The 17,945-nt window shown below is 44.1% G+C and carries 21 protein-coding genes; 5 read left to right on the plus strand and 16 right to left on the minus strand.

Annotation, left to right across the window (positions count from 1 at the left end):
- Positions 1 to 107: 107 nt before the first annotated feature.
- The 6 genes from rimO to GO620_RS10990 all read right to left on the minus strand — a co-directional run bounded on the left by rimO (position 108) and on the right by GO620_RS10990 (position 4,206).
- Positions 108 to 1,445 (minus strand): 30S ribosomal protein S12 methylthiotransferase RimO, encoded by a 1,338-nt coding sequence (rimO, locus tag GO620_RS10965; protein ID WP_157525404.1) that lies wholly within the window; start codon positions 1,443 to 1,445, stop codon positions 108 to 110.
- 124 nt (positions 1,446 to 1,569) lie between these two features.
- On the minus strand, positions 1,570 to 2,535 hold the full coding sequence (gene ftsY, locus GO620_RS10970) for a signal recognition particle-docking protein FtsY (protein ID WP_157525405.1): 966 nt from the start codon (positions 2,533 to 2,535) through the stop codon (positions 1,570 to 1,572).
- 145 nt (positions 2,536 to 2,680) lie between these two features.
- Entirely contained in the window at positions 2,681 to 2,842 is a 162-nt protein-coding gene (locus tag GO620_RS10975; RefSeq protein WP_157525406.1) for a DUF4295 domain-containing protein, read from the minus strand.
- A gap of 91 nt (positions 2,843 to 2,933) precedes the next feature.
- On the minus strand, positions 2,934 to 3,116 hold the full coding sequence (gene rpmG / locus GO620_RS10980) for a 50S ribosomal protein L33 (protein WP_074490316.1): 183 nt from the start codon (positions 3,114 to 3,116) through the stop codon (positions 2,934 to 2,936).
- A 76-nt stretch (positions 3,117 to 3,192) separates the two neighbouring features.
- Positions 3,193 to 3,426: a 50S ribosomal protein L28 gene (gene rpmB / locus GO620_RS10985; protein WP_157525407.1), complete on the minus strand. Its 234-nt coding sequence runs from the start codon at positions 3,424 to 3,426 to the stop codon at positions 3,193 to 3,195.
- Between the two features lie 105 nt (positions 3,427 to 3,531).
- Positions 3,532 to 4,206 carry a hypothetical protein gene (locus GO620_RS10990; RefSeq protein WP_157525408.1) on the minus strand — a complete coding sequence of 225 codons (675 nt, stop codon included), beginning with the start codon at positions 4,204 to 4,206 and terminating at the stop codon, positions 3,532 to 3,534.
- A gap of 110 nt (positions 4,207 to 4,316) precedes the next feature.
- Here GO620_RS10990 and acs point away from each other — a divergent pair, with 110 nt between their 5' ends.
- Together acs and GO620_RS11000 are read left to right on the plus strand one after the other, a co-directional pair.
- Positions 4,317 to 6,218 (plus strand): acetate--CoA ligase, encoded by a 1,902-nt coding sequence (acs, locus tag GO620_RS10995; protein WP_157525409.1) that lies wholly within the window; start codon positions 4,317 to 4,319, stop codon positions 6,216 to 6,218.
- A gap of 9 nt (positions 6,219 to 6,227) precedes the next feature.
- Positions 6,228 to 6,638 (plus strand): hypothetical protein, encoded by a 411-nt coding sequence (locus GO620_RS11000; RefSeq protein WP_157525410.1) that lies wholly within the window; start codon positions 6,228 to 6,230, stop codon positions 6,636 to 6,638.
- Between the two features lie 6 nt (positions 6,639 to 6,644).
- On the opposite strand, the gene GO620_RS11005 is transcribed toward GO620_RS11000, so the two are convergent.
- Together GO620_RS11005 and lpdA are read right to left on the minus strand one after the other, a co-directional pair.
- Positions 6,645 to 6,833 (minus strand): DUF433 domain-containing protein, encoded by a 189-nt coding sequence (locus GO620_RS11005; protein WP_157525411.1) that lies wholly within the window; start codon positions 6,831 to 6,833, stop codon positions 6,645 to 6,647.
- A gap of 121 nt (positions 6,834 to 6,954) precedes the next feature.
- Positions 6,955 to 8,358: a dihydrolipoyl dehydrogenase gene (lpdA, locus tag GO620_RS11010; RefSeq protein ID WP_157525412.1), complete on the minus strand. Its 1,404-nt coding sequence runs from the start codon at positions 8,356 to 8,358 to the stop codon at positions 6,955 to 6,957.
- A gap of 256 nt (positions 8,359 to 8,614) precedes the next feature.
- Here lpdA and GO620_RS11015 point away from each other — a divergent pair, with 256 nt between their 5' ends.
- From GO620_RS11015 to dapA, 3 genes are all read left to right on the plus strand, one after another.
- Entirely contained in the window at positions 8,615 to 10,483 is a 1,869-nt protein-coding gene (locus GO620_RS11015; protein ID WP_157525413.1) for a CocE/NonD family hydrolase, read from the plus strand.
- Positions 10,484 to 10,606: 123 nt separating this feature from the next.
- The gene (locus tag GO620_RS11020) at positions 10,607 to 12,259 is read left to right on the plus strand and encodes a M1 family metallopeptidase (RefSeq protein ID WP_157525414.1); all 1,653 of its coding nucleotides are present in this window, start codon (positions 10,607 to 10,609) and stop codon (positions 12,257 to 12,259) included.
- Positions 12,260 to 12,296: 37 nt separating this feature from the next.
- Complete coding sequence (dapA, locus tag GO620_RS11025) at positions 12,297 to 13,178, plus strand: 4-hydroxy-tetrahydrodipicolinate synthase (RefSeq protein ID WP_157525415.1); 882 nt, start codon at positions 12,297 to 12,299, stop codon at positions 13,176 to 13,178.
- A gap of 126 nt (positions 13,179 to 13,304) precedes the next feature.
- Here dapA and GO620_RS11030 read toward each other — a convergent pair whose 3' ends face one another.
- Genes GO620_RS11030 through GO620_RS11065 form a run of 8 tightly spaced genes read right to left on the minus strand, consistent with a single transcriptional unit; the run spans position 13,305 to position 17,943 of the window.
- Positions 13,305 to 14,081, minus strand: coding sequence for a metallophosphoesterase family protein (locus tag GO620_RS11030; RefSeq protein ID WP_157525416.1), 777 nt, complete (start codon positions 14,079 to 14,081; stop codon positions 13,305 to 13,307).
- Positions 14,082 to 14,116: 35 nt separating this feature from the next.
- Positions 14,117 to 14,944 (minus strand): OmpA/MotB family protein, encoded by an 828-nt coding sequence (locus GO620_RS11035; protein WP_157525417.1) that lies wholly within the window; start codon positions 14,942 to 14,944, stop codon positions 14,117 to 14,119.
- Between the two features lie 6 nt (positions 14,945 to 14,950).
- Complete coding sequence (locus tag GO620_RS11040; RefSeq protein WP_157525418.1) at positions 14,951 to 15,610, minus strand: DUF2461 domain-containing protein; 660 nt, start codon at positions 15,608 to 15,610, stop codon at positions 14,951 to 14,953.
- Positions 15,588 to 15,992: a DUF983 domain-containing protein gene (locus tag GO620_RS11045; protein WP_200229895.1), complete on the minus strand. Its 405-nt coding sequence runs from the start codon at positions 15,990 to 15,992 to the stop codon at positions 15,588 to 15,590. The genes GO620_RS11040 and GO620_RS11045 overlap by 23 nt, the downstream gene beginning before the upstream one ends.
- Before the next feature lie 23 nt (positions 15,993 to 16,015).
- Complete coding sequence (locus tag GO620_RS11050; protein ID WP_157525419.1) at positions 16,016 to 16,288, minus strand: hypothetical protein; 273 nt, start codon at positions 16,286 to 16,288, stop codon at positions 16,016 to 16,018.
- A gap of 24 nt (positions 16,289 to 16,312) precedes the next feature.
- A complete protein-coding gene (locus GO620_RS11055) occupies positions 16,313 to 16,891 on the minus strand; it encodes a DUF420 domain-containing protein (protein WP_157525420.1) in 579 nt (192 codons plus the stop codon).
- Between the two features lie 2 nt (positions 16,892 to 16,893).
- A complete protein-coding gene (locus tag GO620_RS11060) occupies positions 16,894 to 17,595 on the minus strand; it encodes an SCO family protein (protein ID WP_157525421.1) in 702 nt (233 codons plus the stop codon).
- On the minus strand, positions 17,596 to 17,943 hold the full coding sequence (locus GO620_RS11065) for a cytochrome C oxidase subunit IV family protein (protein WP_157525422.1): 348 nt from the start codon (positions 17,941 to 17,943) through the stop codon (positions 17,596 to 17,598).
- Positions 17,944 to 17,945: the final 2 nt, after the last annotated feature.

Genomic DNA, 17,945 nt, shown 5'->3' on the forward strand with positions numbered 1-17,945 from the left:
TGATTTCGAATTTCGGATTTTCAATTTCGAACTTAGAAGTCAAAAAACCGGAACGCCGAAGTTAGATGTTTATCTGCTAAAACAAATATTCTGAAAAGCGGCGCGCCTTATTTTACAATTTGTCCATAAAGGTCAAAGTCTTCTGCCTTGTCGATCTTTACGTTAACAAATGTGCCAATGGTAGCATACTGCGAAGACGCGTCTATCAATACTTCGTTGTCCACTTCAGGCGAATCAAACTCGGTACGGCCTATGAAATATCCGCCGTCCAGTTTATCGATAAGCACTTTGTAGGTGTTGCCGATCTTCTGCTGGTTCTTTTCCCACGAAATGCCTTGCTGTATTTCCATTATTGCATCGGCGCGGTCTTGCTTCACCTCTTCAGGGACATCGTCTTCCAGTTGGTGGGCGTGTGTTTTCTCTTCGTGCGAATAGGTGAAACAACCCAGCCTGTCGAAACGGGTTTGCTCTACCCAGGCAGCCATCTCTTCAAAATCCTGCACGGTTTCGCCGGGGTAGCCGGTGATGAGCGTGGTACGCAACGCAAGGTTAGGCACCTTATCGCGAATGGCATTTACCAGATCGATGGTTTTCTGCTTGGTGGTACCCCTGCGCATCGACTTCAGCATATTGTCGGTAATGTGCTGTAAAGGCATATCCAAATATTTGCAGATGTTGTCGCGCTCATTCATGGCATCCAATATCTCCATCGGGAAGCCCGAAGGATAGGCATATTGAAGGCGAATCCACTCAATACCGTTCACGTCGCTCAAACGACGAAGCAGCTCGTCCAGATTGCGTTTGCCATAAAGATCGAGCCCATAGTAGGTAAGGTCTTGCGCGATGAGGATGAGCTCTTTAGTGCCACTCTTTGCGAGCGACTCAGCGTTTTTAACCAACTGCTCCATCGGAAAGCTCACATGCTTGCCACGCATTAACGGAATAGCGCAAAAAGAGCACGGACGGTTGCAGCCTTCGGCTATTTTGAAATAAGCGTAGTGCGACGGCGTGGTTAGCAAGCGCTCGCCAAGCAATTCATATTTATAGTTTGCGCCAACAGATTGCAGCAGATCCTGCAGGTCATTGGTGCCAAACCAGCCATCAACGTTGGTGATCTCTGATTCCAGTTCGGGTTTATAGCGTTCTGACAGGCAGCCGGTTACGATAACCTTACCTATCTTTCCGCTCTCTTTCAGTTCGCTGTATTGAAGAATAGTGTCGATAGACTCCTGCTTGGCATTATCTATGAAGCCGCAGGTATTGATCACCACAATATCGTTCTTGCCAACCTTATCAGCCTCATGCACCACGTCGAAGGCGTTGCCTTTTAGTTGCCCCATCAAAACCTCAGAATCGTAGGTATTTTTTGAGCAGCCGAGGGTGACCACGTTAACGCGGGGGCGATTTGGTTGTATAGTTGGTTTATCTAATATTTTGGTTCTCATTTATTTACTAGTTAAGGCGTCATTGCGAGCCGCTGAAAGCGGCGTGGCAATCTCCTACTTACAGGGAAAATTTGCCAGAGATTGCTTCGTCGTACCTCCTCGCAATGACGCGATGTTGAGCTTGTTATTTCTTAAACAAACTATCCACAAACCCTTTTCTGTCAAATAGCTGCAGGTCGTTCATGCCTTCGCCTACGCCTATGTATTTAACGGGAATTTTGAACTGATCTGATATACCGATCACAACACCACCTTTAGCCGTGCCATCAAGCTTGGTAAGCGCCAGGGCATTAACATCTGTGGCTTGGGTAAACTGCTTGCATTGCTCAATTGCGTTTTGACCGGTCGAGGCATCAAGCACCAGCAAAATTTCATGCGGCGCGCCTGGTACAACCTTCTGCATTACCTGCTTTATTTTGGTCAGCTCGTTCATCAGGCCCACCTTATTATGCAAGCGGCCTGCGGTATCAATGATAGCAACATCGTCACCATTAGCTACGGCAGATTTTAAAGTATCAAACGCCACTGATGCCGGATCTGACCCCATTGGCTGGGCAACCACGCGCACGTCCACACGTTTGCCCCATAATAATATCTGGTCGACCGCCGCCGCGCGGAAGGTATCGGCCGCACCAAGCACTACCTTATTACCGGCTTCTTTTAACTGATGAGCCAGTTTACCTATAGTAGTGGTTTTCCCAACACCATTTACACCAACCACCATAATCACATAGGGCTTATGGTTGCCGTACTCAAAGCTGGTAAAATCGTTGCTGTTATTTTCTGCAAGGAGTTTCTGAATCTCTTCGCGAAGCAGGTTATTAAGCTCAGATGTGTTAATGTATTTGTCGCGGGCAACACGTTCCTGTATCCGCTCAATGATCTTTAGTGTAGTGCTTACGCCAACGTCTGACGTAACCAGTACTTCTTCAAGATCATCAAGCACATCATCATCAACCGTCGACCTGCCTGCAACCGCTTTTGAAATTTTGGACAGGAAACTGTCTTTGGTTTTCTCTAAGCCGGTGTCAAGCGCCTGCTGCTCTTGCGGTGTAGTTTCTTTCTTCTTAAAAAAATCAAATAAACCCATAATTCAAATGTGCAGATTTAATGATGTGCAGATGTGCAAATGATCTTACCGTCTTTATTGTCCCTTGCGCGGCCGGGATAATGCCTATAAAAAAAGCCCTCTGGCAATTGCAAGACGGCTTTATCTTTTACACTAAAACTTAAAATTAAGCTTTAGACTCGCTAATCGCATCTTTAACGTGATCGTTGTGAACAATTTGCTCTTTGAATGAATAAGCACCAGTTTTTGGCGACTTGATCATGGTGATCACTTTTGAATACTCTTTACCTTTACCGGTTTTTAGTGTTGCAACTACTTTCTTTGCCATGCCTTTTATCGTTATTGAGTTACTGAGTTATCATGTTACTTAAGCAAGGATAGACCTATGACTCAATAATCTAATAACTTAGTAACTGTTACTACTTAATTTCTTTGTGAACGGTTACTTTTCTTAATACCGGGTTAAATTTCTTTAACTCCAGACGTTCTGTTGTATTTTTCTTGTTCTTGGTAGTGATGTAACGAGACATACCCGGCATGCCGCTTTCTTTATGCTCTGTACATTCTAATATTACCTGAACCCTGTTACCTTTTTTAGCCATCTTCTTTGGTTATTATGTTATTGAGTTATTTGTTATTGAGACTTAACCCAATAACTTATTAACTGATAACTATCTACTATATATATCCTTTTTTTACAAACTTATTGATGCAAGCAGAGATACCGTTTTTGCTGATAGTTTTAACAGCAGAAGTAGATACTTTTAAAGTGATCCATTTGTCTTCTTCGGGTATATAAAACTTCTTGATCTTTAAATTAGGATAAAACTTACGGTTGGTCTTAACGTTCGAGTTTGAAACGTTATGGCCATTCAGTGGCGCTTTTCCTGTTAAATCACAAATTCTTGACATGACAAATCTTATTTATTGAATACGCTTTTTCTCAAAAGAGTTTGCAAATATCGGCTTTATATCTTTAAAAATCAACAGCCTCAGTAAAATATTTTCAAGACATTTTCATGGGTAATAGAGCACTCGCCTTTCGGTTACTTGCGGCCTGTCGTCTTTGGTGGCATTGGCCACAATCCGCGTACGCTTTATCCAGTTATTCTTATCGTCAAACCCTTCGTACTTATAGCTAATGTCGTAAGTGGTGCGGTTGGGGAAGGTAATTCGTTCCTTTATTAAACGGTTTTGTTCATAGTAATAATTTACTGTCCACGCCAGTTCGCCGTTGCGATATAATTCGCTTTTCGTCCGCACAAATTTGTCGTCGTAAAAATATTTAATGCTGGTGGCAACAGAACCGTTAAGTGCATAGTTATCGCGTTGTATCTCATTGCCTTTATAGTCATACTGGATTTTAAAATCGGCCCCGTCACGGCCGGTGGTGATCGGCGGGTCGCCAAATTTCTTTAAGCGCAGATCAAACTCGTTGGGATTAGTGTCCCAGCCGGTACGCGTTTTCCTGGCGCGCTGTATATCGTCTGTCATGCCATTTATGTTGTACCAATAGATCCGTTTTTCAAGTGTATCGATAGCTTCGCCCTTTTGCGGTTCCAGATAGTAGATCTCTTTCACTTGCGATACCCTGCCAAAAATAATGTCGGGGTCTGACATTGGGTGAAGCATTTGTGCACCTGCAGCAGATGCCGCTACCATCAATCCGAAAAACAAATACAACTTAAACATATATCCTAAAAACGGGCACCATCAAATTTATAAAAGTTTACATTTTAAAACGCTTTAAGCAAATATCAATTCGGCATTTACTATTTTGCCAATCCATTTCATTTACCATTATGAGCAGTCTTAAGATCGGTACTTTTGAAGAGTACCAGCAAGCGTATGAGCATAGCGTAAATCAGCCCGAAGATTTTTGGGCCGGTATTGCCGATAATTTTATTTGGAAAAAGAAATGGGACAATGTGCTAAGCTGGAACTTTAAAGACCCGGATGTTAAATGGTTCGAGGGTGCAAAGCTGAACATTACAGAAAATTGCCTTGACCGTCATTTGGAGACCCTCGGCGATAAGCCGGCCATTATTTGGGAACCCAACGATCCAAATGAAAAATCGCGCACGCTAACCTATAAAGAACTGCATCGTGAGGTATGCCAGTTTGCTTTAGTGCTGAAGAACAACGGCGCTAAAAAAGGCGACCGTATATGTATTTATATGCCTATGTTGCCCGAGCTGGCAATTGCGGTTTTAGCTTGCGCCAGAATTGGAGCCATACATTCGGTTGTGTTTGGCGGGTTTTCAGCGCAGTCTATTGCAGACAGGGTAAACGACGCCCAATGCAATATTGTGATCACTGCCGATGGTGGTTTTCGCGGGCCAAAAGACTTGCCTCTAAAACCCGTTATTGACGAGGCGTTAACTCAATGCTCATCGGTAGATAAGGTGATCGTTTTTAAACGCAGTAGTACTTCGGTCAATATGACTAAAGGACGCGACATCTGGTGGCAGGATGAAATAGAAAAATTAAATAATAACGCCGAATGCCCTGCCGAGGAAATGGACGCCGAAGATATGCTGTTTATTCTGTATACGTCCGGCTCTACCGGCAAACCTAAGGGGGTTGTGCACACCTGCGGTGGTTATATGGTTTACACGGGCTACACTTTCGCTAATGTATTTCAATACAACCAGGGCGATGTTTATTTCTGCACTGCTGATATCGGGTGGATCACCGGTCACAGCTATATCGTATATGGCCCGCTATCGCAAGGCGCTACAGTTGTTTTGTTCGAGGGGGTACCAACCTATCCGAATGCAGGGCGTTTCTGGGACATTGTGCAAAAGCACAAAGTCAACATCTTGTATACTGCGCCGACTGCCATCCGTTCATTAATGAGCAGCGGTAAAGAGATCCCGGCTAAATATGATCTAAGTTCGCTTAAGGTATTAGGCTCTGTAGGCGAACCGATAAATGAAGAAGCCTGGCATTGGTTTGATGATAATATTGGCCATAACAAAGCACCTATTGCGGACACCTGGTGGCAAACAGAAACCGGCGGGATCATGATAGCGCCAATTGCAGGTGTTACCAAAACCAAGCCGGGCTTTGCCACATTGCCACTGCCCGGGGTGCAGCCGATATTGGTAGATGAGAACGGAAAAGAAATCACCGGCAACGGCGTAAGCGGTAATCTTTGCATCAAGTTTCCATGGCCGGGGATATTGCGCACTACTTACGGCGACCATGAGCGTTGCCGCCAGGCTTACTTTGCCACGTACAAAGATCTTTATTTTACAGGCGATGGCTGCCTGAGAGATGATGACGGCTATTACCGTATCACCGGCCGCGTAGATGACGTACTAAATGTATCGGGCCACCGCATAGGCACAGCTGAAGTCGAGAACGCCATCAACTTAACGCAAGGCGTTGTTGAATCTGCTATAGTTGGTTACCCCCACGATATAAAGGGACAAGGCATTTATGCCTTCGTGATAGCGCCCGATGCTAAAGGTGATGACAGTACTTGCAATGCCATATTGGCTTCGGTTACTAAAGTGATAGGCCCAATCGCTAAACCAGATAAAATTCAATTTGTAAGCGGTTTGCCTAAAACCCGGTCGGGCAAGATCATGCGCCGCATTCTGCGCAAAATAGCCGAAGGCGACACATCTAACCTGGGAGATACCAGCACGCTGTTAGACCCTGCAGTAGTTGATGAGATAAAAAATGGGGCTTTATAGAACACTCGGATGCGAATATTTATTATTTTAGGTTGGTCACTCGTTGCAATCTTGTTAAATAGCAGGCAAACAACCTATATAAGCGGAAAGGTGATTGATGAGCATTTGCAACAATTTACGGGTGCGAAGATCACGAACAAAACTTCCAATATTATAAGATTTGCAAATGCCAATGGTCTGTATTCGATACCCGCGAACCTTGGAGATAGTTTAGTTTTCAGCTTTCGGGGTACTGCTGCAGAAACACGCATAGTGAAAGTTTTCACAAGGCCTACAAACGTATTGCTAATGAATAAAACAGTTAACGATTTAGGTGCAGTATGGACGAAGAAGCAGTGGCTTAAAGCGGAAAAAGAAGTTGACAAGAAATATAGATCTTTGCTTGATAAAGCGCGATCTCGAGGTGTCTGGGCTTATTAAATTCGCTTAAATTAATTTCAAACAAGCTTTAATATCTTCTTCAGTAAGCTGTGGAAAATCATAGATTATTTCCTCCACAGACATACCTGCGGCTACCCAACCTTGAACATCGTATACCGAAATACGGGTTCCATTGACACAAGGTTTGCCAAAGCGGATATTCGGATATATGGATATGAAGTCAGATTGTTCCATAATAAAATTTGTCATTCCGAGCCCGCGAGGGATCTTATTCAATATTGCATTTAAGCATAAGATTCTTCACTACGTTCAGAATGACAAAGTATAAAAGGCCTCCATATTTAAAAACTACCTTTTAAATATGTATCGCCCTATTTTCGGTAGCGGCTAAGCAAGCTTCACGCATAGCTTCGGTATAAGTAGGATGCGCATGGCTCATTCTTGAAACATCTTCGGCACTGGCTCGGTATTCCATCGCAGTAACAGCTTCAGCTATCATATCCGCGGCGCGGGGGCCTATCATGTGTACGCCTAATATTTCGTCTGTCTCGGTATCAGCCAACACCTTTACAAAACCGTCGGTGTCCATACTTGCACGGGCGCGGCCGCTGGCCTTGAATGGGAACGAACCGATCTTATATTTCGTACCGCTCTCTTTAAGCTGTTCTTCGGTATAACCCACACTGGCAACCTCGGGCCAGGTATAGACTACACCCGGTATCAGGTTATAATTGATGTGTGGCTTTTGCCCCGCAATTTGTTCGGCTACTAAAGTGCCTTCATCTTCTGCTTTGTGGGCAAGCATCGCTCCACGGATGACATCGCCAATGGCATAAACGCCTTTAACACTTGTCTCCAAATGTTCGTCGACGGTAATCTTACGGCCGCGCTCTTCAACGGTCAATCCTATATTTTCCAGGCCTAAACCATCTGTATAAGCGACACGACCAACTGCTACCAGGCAGTAATCGCCTTTTAACTCTTGCTTTTCTCCTTTAGGATTATCGAATGTAACGGTTACCTCTTTACCTTTAACGGTAGCGCCGGTTACTTTGTGACCAAGGTAAAATTCCATACCTAGTTTCGTTAGCACTTTCTGCAATTCTTTGCCCAAAGCCTTATCCATTGTTGGGATGATGCCGTCCATGAATTCTATCACAGAAACCTTTGCACCTAAACGCGCATAAACAGAACCTAATTCAAGTCCGATAACTCCGCCTCCGATCAGGATCAGGTGCTTTGGTACTTCCGGTAAGGTTAATGCTTCTGTCGAGGTGATAATACGTTTCTTATCGATCTTGATAAACGGCAATGCCGACGGTTTTGAACCGGTAGCAATGATCACGTTTTTACCGGTGATGGTTTCTTCGCTGCCGTCTGTCTTTTTGATCTTAATGGTATTCTTATCTACAAAAGAGCCGTGCCCCTGATAAGAAGTGATCCTATTTTTTTTGAAAAGAAAACTAATACCCCCTGTAGTTTGCGCAACAACTTCGTTCTTGCGTTTTATCATCTGGCCAAAGTCTACACTTAAATTATCCAGGTTAATGCCATGAGTTTTAAAAGTATGCGCGGCGTTGTGATAGTGTTCCGAAGAATCGAGCAAGGCCTTTGACGGGATACAGCCCACGTTTAAGCAGGTGCCGCCAAAGGTTGAATATTTTTCGATACAAGCTGTTTTAAGGCCTAATTGAGCAGCACGGATAGCGGCTACATAACCACCGGGACCCGAACCGATAACGATAACATCGTATTGCATAGTAGTGTATTAGATTGTGGCAAAGGTAAGGATATTTAAAATGCTGTAAAACGCCGCCAACGACTATTTACATGCCCGTTACTTACCCCAAACGGAATGAAAAACCATTGTTAGCCTAACGTTGTCAACGCCCACAGTTATATTCTAGTTTGATCAAATAATTAAATACCTTTCTTTTCAATTTGTAACAGATTTATGCGCCATTACGTTAAAACGTTTTACTTTAATAAATTAGGCGGTTATAAGACTTAAAGAAATGAAGAAATTTGCCGCTGTTCTCTTAGTACTCATCTGTTCTTGTGCCGGCGTGTTTGCACAAGCCGATTCTTATGCTAAAGAACATTACACCAAAAAGGAAGTATACATCACCATGCGCGATGGTGTAAAACTGTTTACTGCAATTTATACCCCAAAAGACGCGTCGAAAATCAAGAAATATCCAGTGATCATGCAGCGCACCTGTTACAGCGTGGCACCCTATGGCGAAGACAAAATTCCTGCGCGATTGGGCCCGTCTGAAACGATGATGCGCGAGGGCTACATTGTAGTTTATCAGGATGTACGCGGCCGCTGGAAGAGTGAGGGTACATGGACAAACATGACGCCGGTTATTGACAATAAAAAAGGAAAAAAAGATGTAGATGAAGGTTCTGACACTTACGATACTATAGATTGGCTGGTTAAGAACGTGGCCTTCAACAATGGCCGCGTAGGCCAATGGGGCATCTCTTATCCGGGGTTCTATACTGCCGCAGGTATACTGTCTAATCACCCTGCGTTGAAGGCCTCATCGCCGCAGGCACCTATTTCCGATTTCTTTTTTGATGATTTCCATCACAATGGCGCTCTATTGGAAAGTTATTTCTTTACCTATCCTGTGTTTGGCGTGCAAAAGAAAGACACTACCAGCAAAGCCTGGTATAACGACCAAAACATAAAAGCCAATACCCGCGATGGCTACCAGTTTTTACTGGATATGGGGCCATTAAAAAACGCCGACAAGTATTACAAAGACAACTTTTACTGGCAGGAAACCATCAATCATCCAAACTACGACGAGTTTTGGCAATCGCGCAGTTTACCGCGCCATTACGGCAAGGTAAAACCTGCTGTGATGTGGGTTGGCGGCTGGTATGATGCAGAAGATTTGAGCGGCCCGCTGGATATGTTTAAGCGCGTAAATACTACTGATCCGTCTGCTTACAACACCATCGTTATGGGTCCATTTGGTCATGGCCGCTGGTCGCGCGAAACGGGCCACACGATGCACAGCAATATATACTTTGGTGATAGCATAGCTACCTATTATCAAAAAGAAATCGAGGCTAATTTCTTCGACCACTTTTTAAAAGGCCCCGGCGACAAAGACTCTGGTTTACCTAAGGCCTTTATGTACAATACCGGGAAAAAGGTGTGGGAGAAATTTGATCAATGGCCTTCTCCAGCTGCCGCGCATACTAAAATGTATTTTGGTGCCGATGGTAAATTAAGCATGAACCAGCCATCTTCAGCGGGTTCTGTTTCTTATATAAGCGACCCAATGAAACCTGTACCATATACCGAGGATAACACCACCACAATGGGTTTCACGCCGCACAATTACATGAGCGAAGACCAGCGCTTTGCCGGCCGCAGGCCTGACGTATTGGTTTTCCAAACCGACGTTCTTGATAATGACGTGACGTTGGGTGGTGAGATCATGGCACATTTAAAAGTAGCCAACAGCAGCACAGATGCCGATTATGTGGTTAAACTGATTGACGTATATCCGCCTGACGAGAAGAACAATGCTTACATGCCCAATAAGAACATCATCCTGAGTAATTACTGGCAAATGGTACGTTCTGAAATAATGCCGGCACGTTTCCGCAACAGCTTTGAAAAACCGGAGGCCATGGTGCCAAACCAAAAGACAGATGTAAATTGCCGCCTGCAGGATGTGCTGCACACCTTCAAAAAGGGACACCGCATAATGGTGCAGGTACAAAGCACCGCATTCCCATTGTTCGCGCGTAACCCGCAAAAATTTGTAGACAATCCCTATAAGGCGAATGAAAGCGATTATGTAAAAGCCACCGAAACCGTGTACAACGATAGCTATATTGACGTAGAAGTGTTGAAGTAAGAAAGGCCTCACCCAACCCTCTCTAAAGGAGAGGGCTGTATTTTTAAAAGTTGTCATGCTGAGCTTGCGAAGCATCTTATGCGTAACTGCGCAGATAGTTTAGCAAAAAGCAATTAATAACAAATGAATATAAAAACCATACTGCTGGCTGCGCTTTTTGCATTCGCGGCCGCAAACACTTTCGCGCAAAACATAAAGCCTAAATATACCCGCGCAGATACCCTGCGTGGTATGCTAACGCCTTTACGTACCTGTTACGATGTTAACTTTTATCACCTGGATGTTAAGTTCGATATCGCGCAAAAATTTATCAGCGGCAGCAATCTATTCAAGTTTACAGCAACACAGGATTTTACTAAACTACAGTTCGATCTGTTCTCCAACCTTGCAATTCAAAAGGTCACTTATAAAGGCAGGGAATTGCCTTATACCCGTGAGTTTAATGCAGTGTTCGTCACTTTTCCGCAGGTGATAAAAAGCGGCAGCAAAGATGAGTTCACGGTTTATTACTCGGGCAATCCGCGTGTTGCTGTACGTGCCCCATGGGATGGCGGGGTTGTTTTTACGACTGATTCGCTTGGTAAACCCTGGGTAGCTACCGCTTGCGAAGGTTTAGGCGCCAGTGTGTGGTGGCCAAACAAAGACCACCTGTCTGACGAGCCCGACAGCATGGCCATTAGCATAAGCGCACCCACCGGATTAAAAGACGTATCTAACGGCAGGCTTCGTAAAGTGACCGACCTTAAAAATGGTTACACCCGTTTTGACTGGTTTGTAAAAAATCCGATCAATAACTATGACGTAGAAGCCAACATTGGTAATTACACCCATATGGAAGACAGTTATGCCGGCGAGAAAGGCAAGCTTACCCTTGACTATTGGGTGCTGCCTTATAATGCCGAAAAAGCGAAGATCCAATTTGGCAAAAATGTAAAGCCGATGCTCAAAGCTTTTGAATACTGGTTTGGCCCCTATCCTTTCTATGAAGATGGCTACAAACTTGTAGAAACACCGCACCTGGGTATGGAGCACCAAAGCGGCGTAGCTTACGGCAATAAATATCGCAATGGTTATCTGGGCCGCGATCTATCAGGTACAGGTATCGGCCTAGATTGGGATTTTATTGTAGTCCACGAAAGCGGTCACGAATGGTTCGGCAATAATATTACTGATAAAGACGTGGCCGACATGTGGATACACGAGGGTTTTACCAATTACTCTGAGTCGCTTTTTGTGGAGCAGATCAAGAATAAACAAGCCGGGCAGGAATATGTACACGGCACACGTCGCGCTATACAAAACGATTCGCCTATTATTGGCGATTACGATGTAAATAAAGACGGCTCGGGAGATATGTATTATAAAGGCGGCAACTTGCTAAACATGATCCGGACAATTATCAATGACGATGCAAAATGGCGTGATATATTACGTGGCCTAAACAAAACCTTTTACCACCAAACCGTTACTACGCCGCAAATTATTGGCTACATTAACCAGCAAGCGGGCATGGACCTGACAAAGGTGTTTGATCAATACCTGCGCTACAAAAATATTCCTGTACTAGAGTTCAGGTTTGAGGATGGAAAACCTACCTGCCGTTGGATCTCTGATGTTAACGGCTTCACTATGCCGGTAAGAGTGCGAATAAAAGGCGGCGAATACCAGTACATCAAACCAACTACAAGATTTGCACCGGTTGCCATAGACGGATTGACCAAAGACAACGTAGAGGTAGATACGTTTAATTATTATATAGGGGTACTGGTTGATTAACGCAAAAAGTTAACTTTGGAATCCTTTTCTTTTAACGATGAATAAATTTTACGGCACAGGTGTGGCCATGGTTACACCTTTTGATAACAACGGACAGGTAGATTACCCTGCTTTGAAAAACCTTATCGATCACCTGATCGGTGGCGGAGTTGAATATCTGGTTTCGCTGGGCACTACCGGCGAAAGCGCCACTTTATCTAAAGAAGAAAAGAAAAAGATCTGGGCTTACACTGCCGAAGTAAACAATGGCCGTGTGGGTTTAGTTGCGGGTATAGCAAGTAATAACACCGCAGACGTTTTAGAGCAGATAAAAGCTTTCGACAATGCAGGCTATGATGCTATTTTATCAGCAAGTCCGCATTATAACAAACCTAATCAACAGGGTATTTACTATCACTATAAAGCCATTGCAGAAGCTTCGCCATTGCCGATTTTATTATATAATGTGCCAAGCCGCACAGGCAGCAATGTTTCTGCGGAAACAACCGTACGGTTAGCGCATGACTTTAAAAACATCATTGGCACCAAAGAGGCATCAGGCAATTTCGACCAATTAAACCAGATCATGCGGGATAAGCCAGCGGGTTTTATGATGATATCCGGCGACGATCCTATTACCTTCCCAATGATCGCTATGGGCGCTGTGGGCGTGATCTCGGTTGTTGGCAATGCTTTGCCACGCCAGTTTTCTGACATGGTACGCCTTTGCCTTAAAGGTGATTTTGCGGGTGCCCAACAAGCACATTATAACCTGATAGAGTTCACCCGCCTGATGTTTGCAGACGGCAGTCCTGGCGGTGTTAAAACAGCCTTGAAGCAATTAGGTATTTGTGGTGACACGTTGCGCATGCCATTGTTCCCTGTGAATGATGATATTGCCGCGAAGATCGTTGCAGAAACCAAGAGGATAGTTGGGTAATTGTTCCCAGGGGCGTGTCGTCCAAGATAATTTTCGGGATCGTTTTGACAGCGCATCATAAATGGAGTAAGACTGCATCTGACCTCAAGAACACACCCCTAACCCCTCTCAAGAGGGGAATTAAATTTAATCTATCCTTAAATCCTTCGGCATGCGGCCGGTAAGCAGAAACTGCGCCCAATTTTCATTACCGTTACTTCTGGCAGCTTTTGATGCCTTTCTCCAGTTATAAACTACGTTCACCTGTTCAACCGCTACCGAGTCGCCTTCAACTTTTATAATGGCGTATTTAGCATGCGGGGTCATGGATTCCATGGCGAATCGGTATTGATATTTTTCTGAGCCAAGATAGGCCGGTAAGCCTACGCTGCCGGGATTAAGGATCACCTTGCCATTGCTCAGGTAAACTACGCGATTGACATGTGAATGCCCGCAAAGGATAACTTTTTCATTTATATCTTTAGTTTTTTCGATAAGGTCTTCATCATTGTAAACAAATAAGCCCTTATCTGTCACCTTCTCCAGTAAGTATTCGTTGTCGCTTGTTGGTGTACCGTGGCAAGCGAATATGATCTCATCTATTACAGCGGTGTTTTCGAGGGTCTTCAACCACTCTACGCTTTGCTTAGATAGTTCGCCTTTTACACGCTTCATCTCCGGCTTGTGCGATTCTGTCCCATCGCGCTCAATGCTTTCTAAAATTGCACGGTCGGTATTACCGCTAATGCACACCATCGGGTTTTCGCGAATGATCTCGGCAACGCCCTCAGGTTCAAGCGCGCCGTAAAAATGATCGCCAAGGTTAATGATATCCGTTATCTCACGTTTGCGGATGTCTTTCAACACTGCTAACAATGCGTGCAAGTTCCCGTGAATGTCGGATATGATGGCGTACGTTCTCATAACTAAATAAACCGCGTTTGAGGCAAAACGGTTTACTATTTAGTTATCAAATTATATAATTCGTCAAGTTTTGGCGTAAGCACGATCTCTATCCTGCGGTTGCGGGCCAATGCTTCGGGTGTGTTACCGGTATCGATAGGTTGAAACTGACCTTTGCCGGTTGCAGTAACACGTTTCGGATCGATGTTTTCGGTCTCGGTTAAGTAACGTGCCACAGAAGTAGCGCGCAGTACGCTCAAGTCCCAGTTATCCTTGATCTGTCCAAGGTTTACAACCTTTTTATTGTCGGTGTGTCCCTCTACAGAAAGGTTGATGTCTGTCTCTTTATTTAACACAACTGCAAGTTGCTTTAAAGCGGCTTTGCCTTTCTCATCGATAACTATACTTCCCGATGGGAACAGCAATTTATCTGTAAGCGATACATATACTTTTCCATTGCGGATATCTACCGACAAGCCACTTTGCTGAAAGCCCAGCAATGCCTGCTGCAATTTAGCACGCAAAGCGTTAGTGGCCTCGTCGCGGCGTTTAAGAATATCTTCCACCTCTTTTAACCTTGCTTCACGCTTCTGCAAATCGGTTGAAAGCTGGTTTACTTGCGACGAGGTTTTATCCAGGTTTTTGTTCGCTGTGTTGAAGTCATTGTTGAGTGTATTATACTTTCCCTGCAGTTCGCGCAATTGTGCATGGATGCGCATGGTATCGGCCTGCAATTGGGCAACCTGTGCTTCAAGCGTAGTTGTACGTGTAGAAAGTGAGTCGCGCTCATCTACCATTGCCTTATAAGCTTTGTTAGATAATATTTTACATGAATGCAATGTCGCAGCAGCAACCAGAATTAAGAGCAGGTGTTTTATTTTCATAGGTATTTAAGCGATAGCATTATTTAAAAACTCATTTAGCGGATATATCTGCTCCAGCACATTGGCCACAGTTTTGTAGCTTTCCTTTTTTGTAAGAGCAGTTGTGCTGATGTTGTGCATGCCGATAAAGTCTTTCAGCTTTAATAACGCAATATCTTCGTGATCTGTGTCATATCCTTTCGGTGTTGTCTTCAGACTATTTCCGTTTCTAAATTCGCCGAAGGTATCGATCCATTTTTTACTGTCGACTATCTCTTTAAACGCGGCGCCATTATAATCGATCTCCTGGCGAATGGCCTTAATATTTTCTGATTGCGGCTGCCATATACCCCCGCCAACGAATGAGCCCAATGGCATAATGTGCAGGTAATATCCTGTAGTGTCGGGTTTGCTGGCTTTAGAAGCAAATGATACCCCAAAATGATTTTTGTATGGCGTTTTATTTTTGCTGAAGCGAATGTCGCGGTAAATTCTTTGTACGGCCTTTTTGGGATCTACTTCCTTTACGCCGGCGTCTGTCTTAGCCAGTTCCGCAAGCATGGCCGCCGTAAAATCGATCATATTTTCGCGCGCCTGGTCATAACGGATTTTGTTTTCGGCAAACCATTCGCGGTCGTTATTGGCAGTTACATCTTTAATAAAATTAAAGGTGGCTTGGCTGATCATCGGTGTCTAATTGGGGTTGGTAATGAACTTTGGGCGACAGCCAATACAACAAGATGATCCTTGAATAGCGATAGTTGAACGGCGACAGCAGAAAGCATCCGCCCAATATTGTTGCCAGATACAACCATGGCGATGTGGTATTGCCGGTGAGTACATATGTTGCCACCCCAAGAGTAACAGACTCTGCTACGTTAAGCGCATAGCTTACATACATGGCGGCATAAAAGTAGCCGGGTTCTATTTCGAATTTCATTCCGCAGCGCGGGCACAATTCGTTCATCCTACCTTTAAAGCTGTAGGTTGCTCCTGTAAACATGTCGCCGCGGCGGCACCGCGGACATTTTGCTTGCAGCATGGCTTTTAACTTTGGGGTCTGGCTCACGCTTTATGATTTATAGTGAAAGACTAATTGAGATGTATCTTTTCGTTGCGCATGTTCAGGTCTACATCTTTGCGTCGGTACTTTTTATACCAGATGTAAGCTCCTGCAGCAACGGCAAGATATGGAGCGGCAAGCAGGTACATAATACCATTGTTAAGGCCATTAGCCTGGGTATTGCCACTTTTGTTATTTGTCTCTACCGTGGCAGAACACATAGCGCATTGGGCACTGCTTTTAATCGTCAATGCACCTACACATAACAATAAAACGATGATAACAATTGTTGCCTTTTTCATACTGCAAATTTACGCTTATTGTAGTTAAAAACGGTAATAAGGCGATATCAGTATGTAAACAATTACACCGGTTATGGTTACATACAGCCATATTGGGAACGTCCACCTCACTAGCTTACGGTGTTTTTCAACCTGCATTTGCAAGCCTCGGTAAAAGCTCAATAAAATAAGCGGTAAAACTCCGGCGGCGAGTATAATGTGTGTTACTAAAATGAGGTAATAAACATACCTGATGTTCCCTGATGCTGCCTTCTCATCTGCTGATAATATATGATCGCCGTTTAGGTCGCCATACTTGGTTTCCGGGGCAAGCCAGTGGAACAGAATGTAAGACACCAGAAACAAAGCCGACAGGCAAAACGCCAGGATATTAATGCGCTTATGCGCGGTTACCTTACCGTGCATAATACACCAAAGCGAAATGATGAGCAACAGACTGCAGGTACCGTTTAATGTTGCGTTTAACTTCGGCAGAAAAGGTGTGAACGCGGGCAACACCGTGGGTGCAGGTATTACTTTACTTTCGAGTATAACAACAACTACAAAGACGAAGACTGAAATAGCAGTTACAAGGCGGAATATTAGTTTGTCGTTGAATTGCATAATTACATTTCGGGTGCTTTAATTTTTCTTAGTTCCTCGGCTATTAAAACTTTGATCTCGTCATTCAGGCGGTTCATGTCAGCGATGGACGTTCCGTGGTAATACCCCCTGATGCGTTTCTCCTGATCGATCAAAACCAGTTTATCATCAACGATAAACTGACCGTCGGGTGTATGTACGGCATTCAGATAAAAACCGTTTGCGGCAAGGTTATTTATTGTCGCAGTATCGCCTGTAAGGAAATACCATTTATTAGCCGACTCAAATTTGGACGCGTATTTGGCAAGTACAGCCGGGCTGTCGTTGTGCGGGTCAATGGTGATCGACACAAAGCGCAGCATTTTATTTTTAGCGTATCCTTTAACCAGACTATCAACGTTGCTATTTACTTCGATACAAACCTGCGGGCAATGGGTATAAAAGAATCCGGCAACGAATATTTTCCCGTCGAAGGTTTTATCAGTAACCGTTTGACCGTCGCGGTTAGTGAGGCTAAAGGCAGGCAGTTTATGAAAGATGGTATCAGGAATATACTTGCCGTGAAATTTGTGTCCCGTTTTGGCAACCTCTTTAGGGCCAAATTTCGGCAGCGGTTTATACCTGTTTTTGCCCTTAACGGTAAGTAAATAATATAAAAATCCCGGCAACGCAAGTATGAGTGCCAGGATCAATATCTTTTTTAATACAGCGGATGCTCTACCCATCTATCTCAAATCTACCCAGTGGTGGCTTTCATTTGTAAGCACCAGGATAAGACCTACGATAAATATAACCGGTAGTGCAATTGAATAGATCAAGCCTATCTTTTCAAACTTTAAGTGCATAAAGTACGCCACAATATAGAAAGCTTTAAGCAACGTCAAGATGATGTATATCGGGTTAGCAAAATGCAACGGGATGATACCTTTTGGTACAAGGTAAAGCGCGATAATGAACTCGATAGTTGTTATCAGCAAAAGCACCCAGAACACATTCCAGATTTTTTTCTTGGTCATTGATTCATGCTCACCGTGGTGTTCGTCGTGAGCGTGTGAAGTTTCTTCGGTTGACATAT

The organism is Mucilaginibacter ginkgonis, from assembly GCF_009754905.2.
Lineage (GTDB): Bacteria > Bacteroidota > Bacteroidia > Sphingobacteriales > Sphingobacteriaceae > Mucilaginibacter > Mucilaginibacter ginkgonis.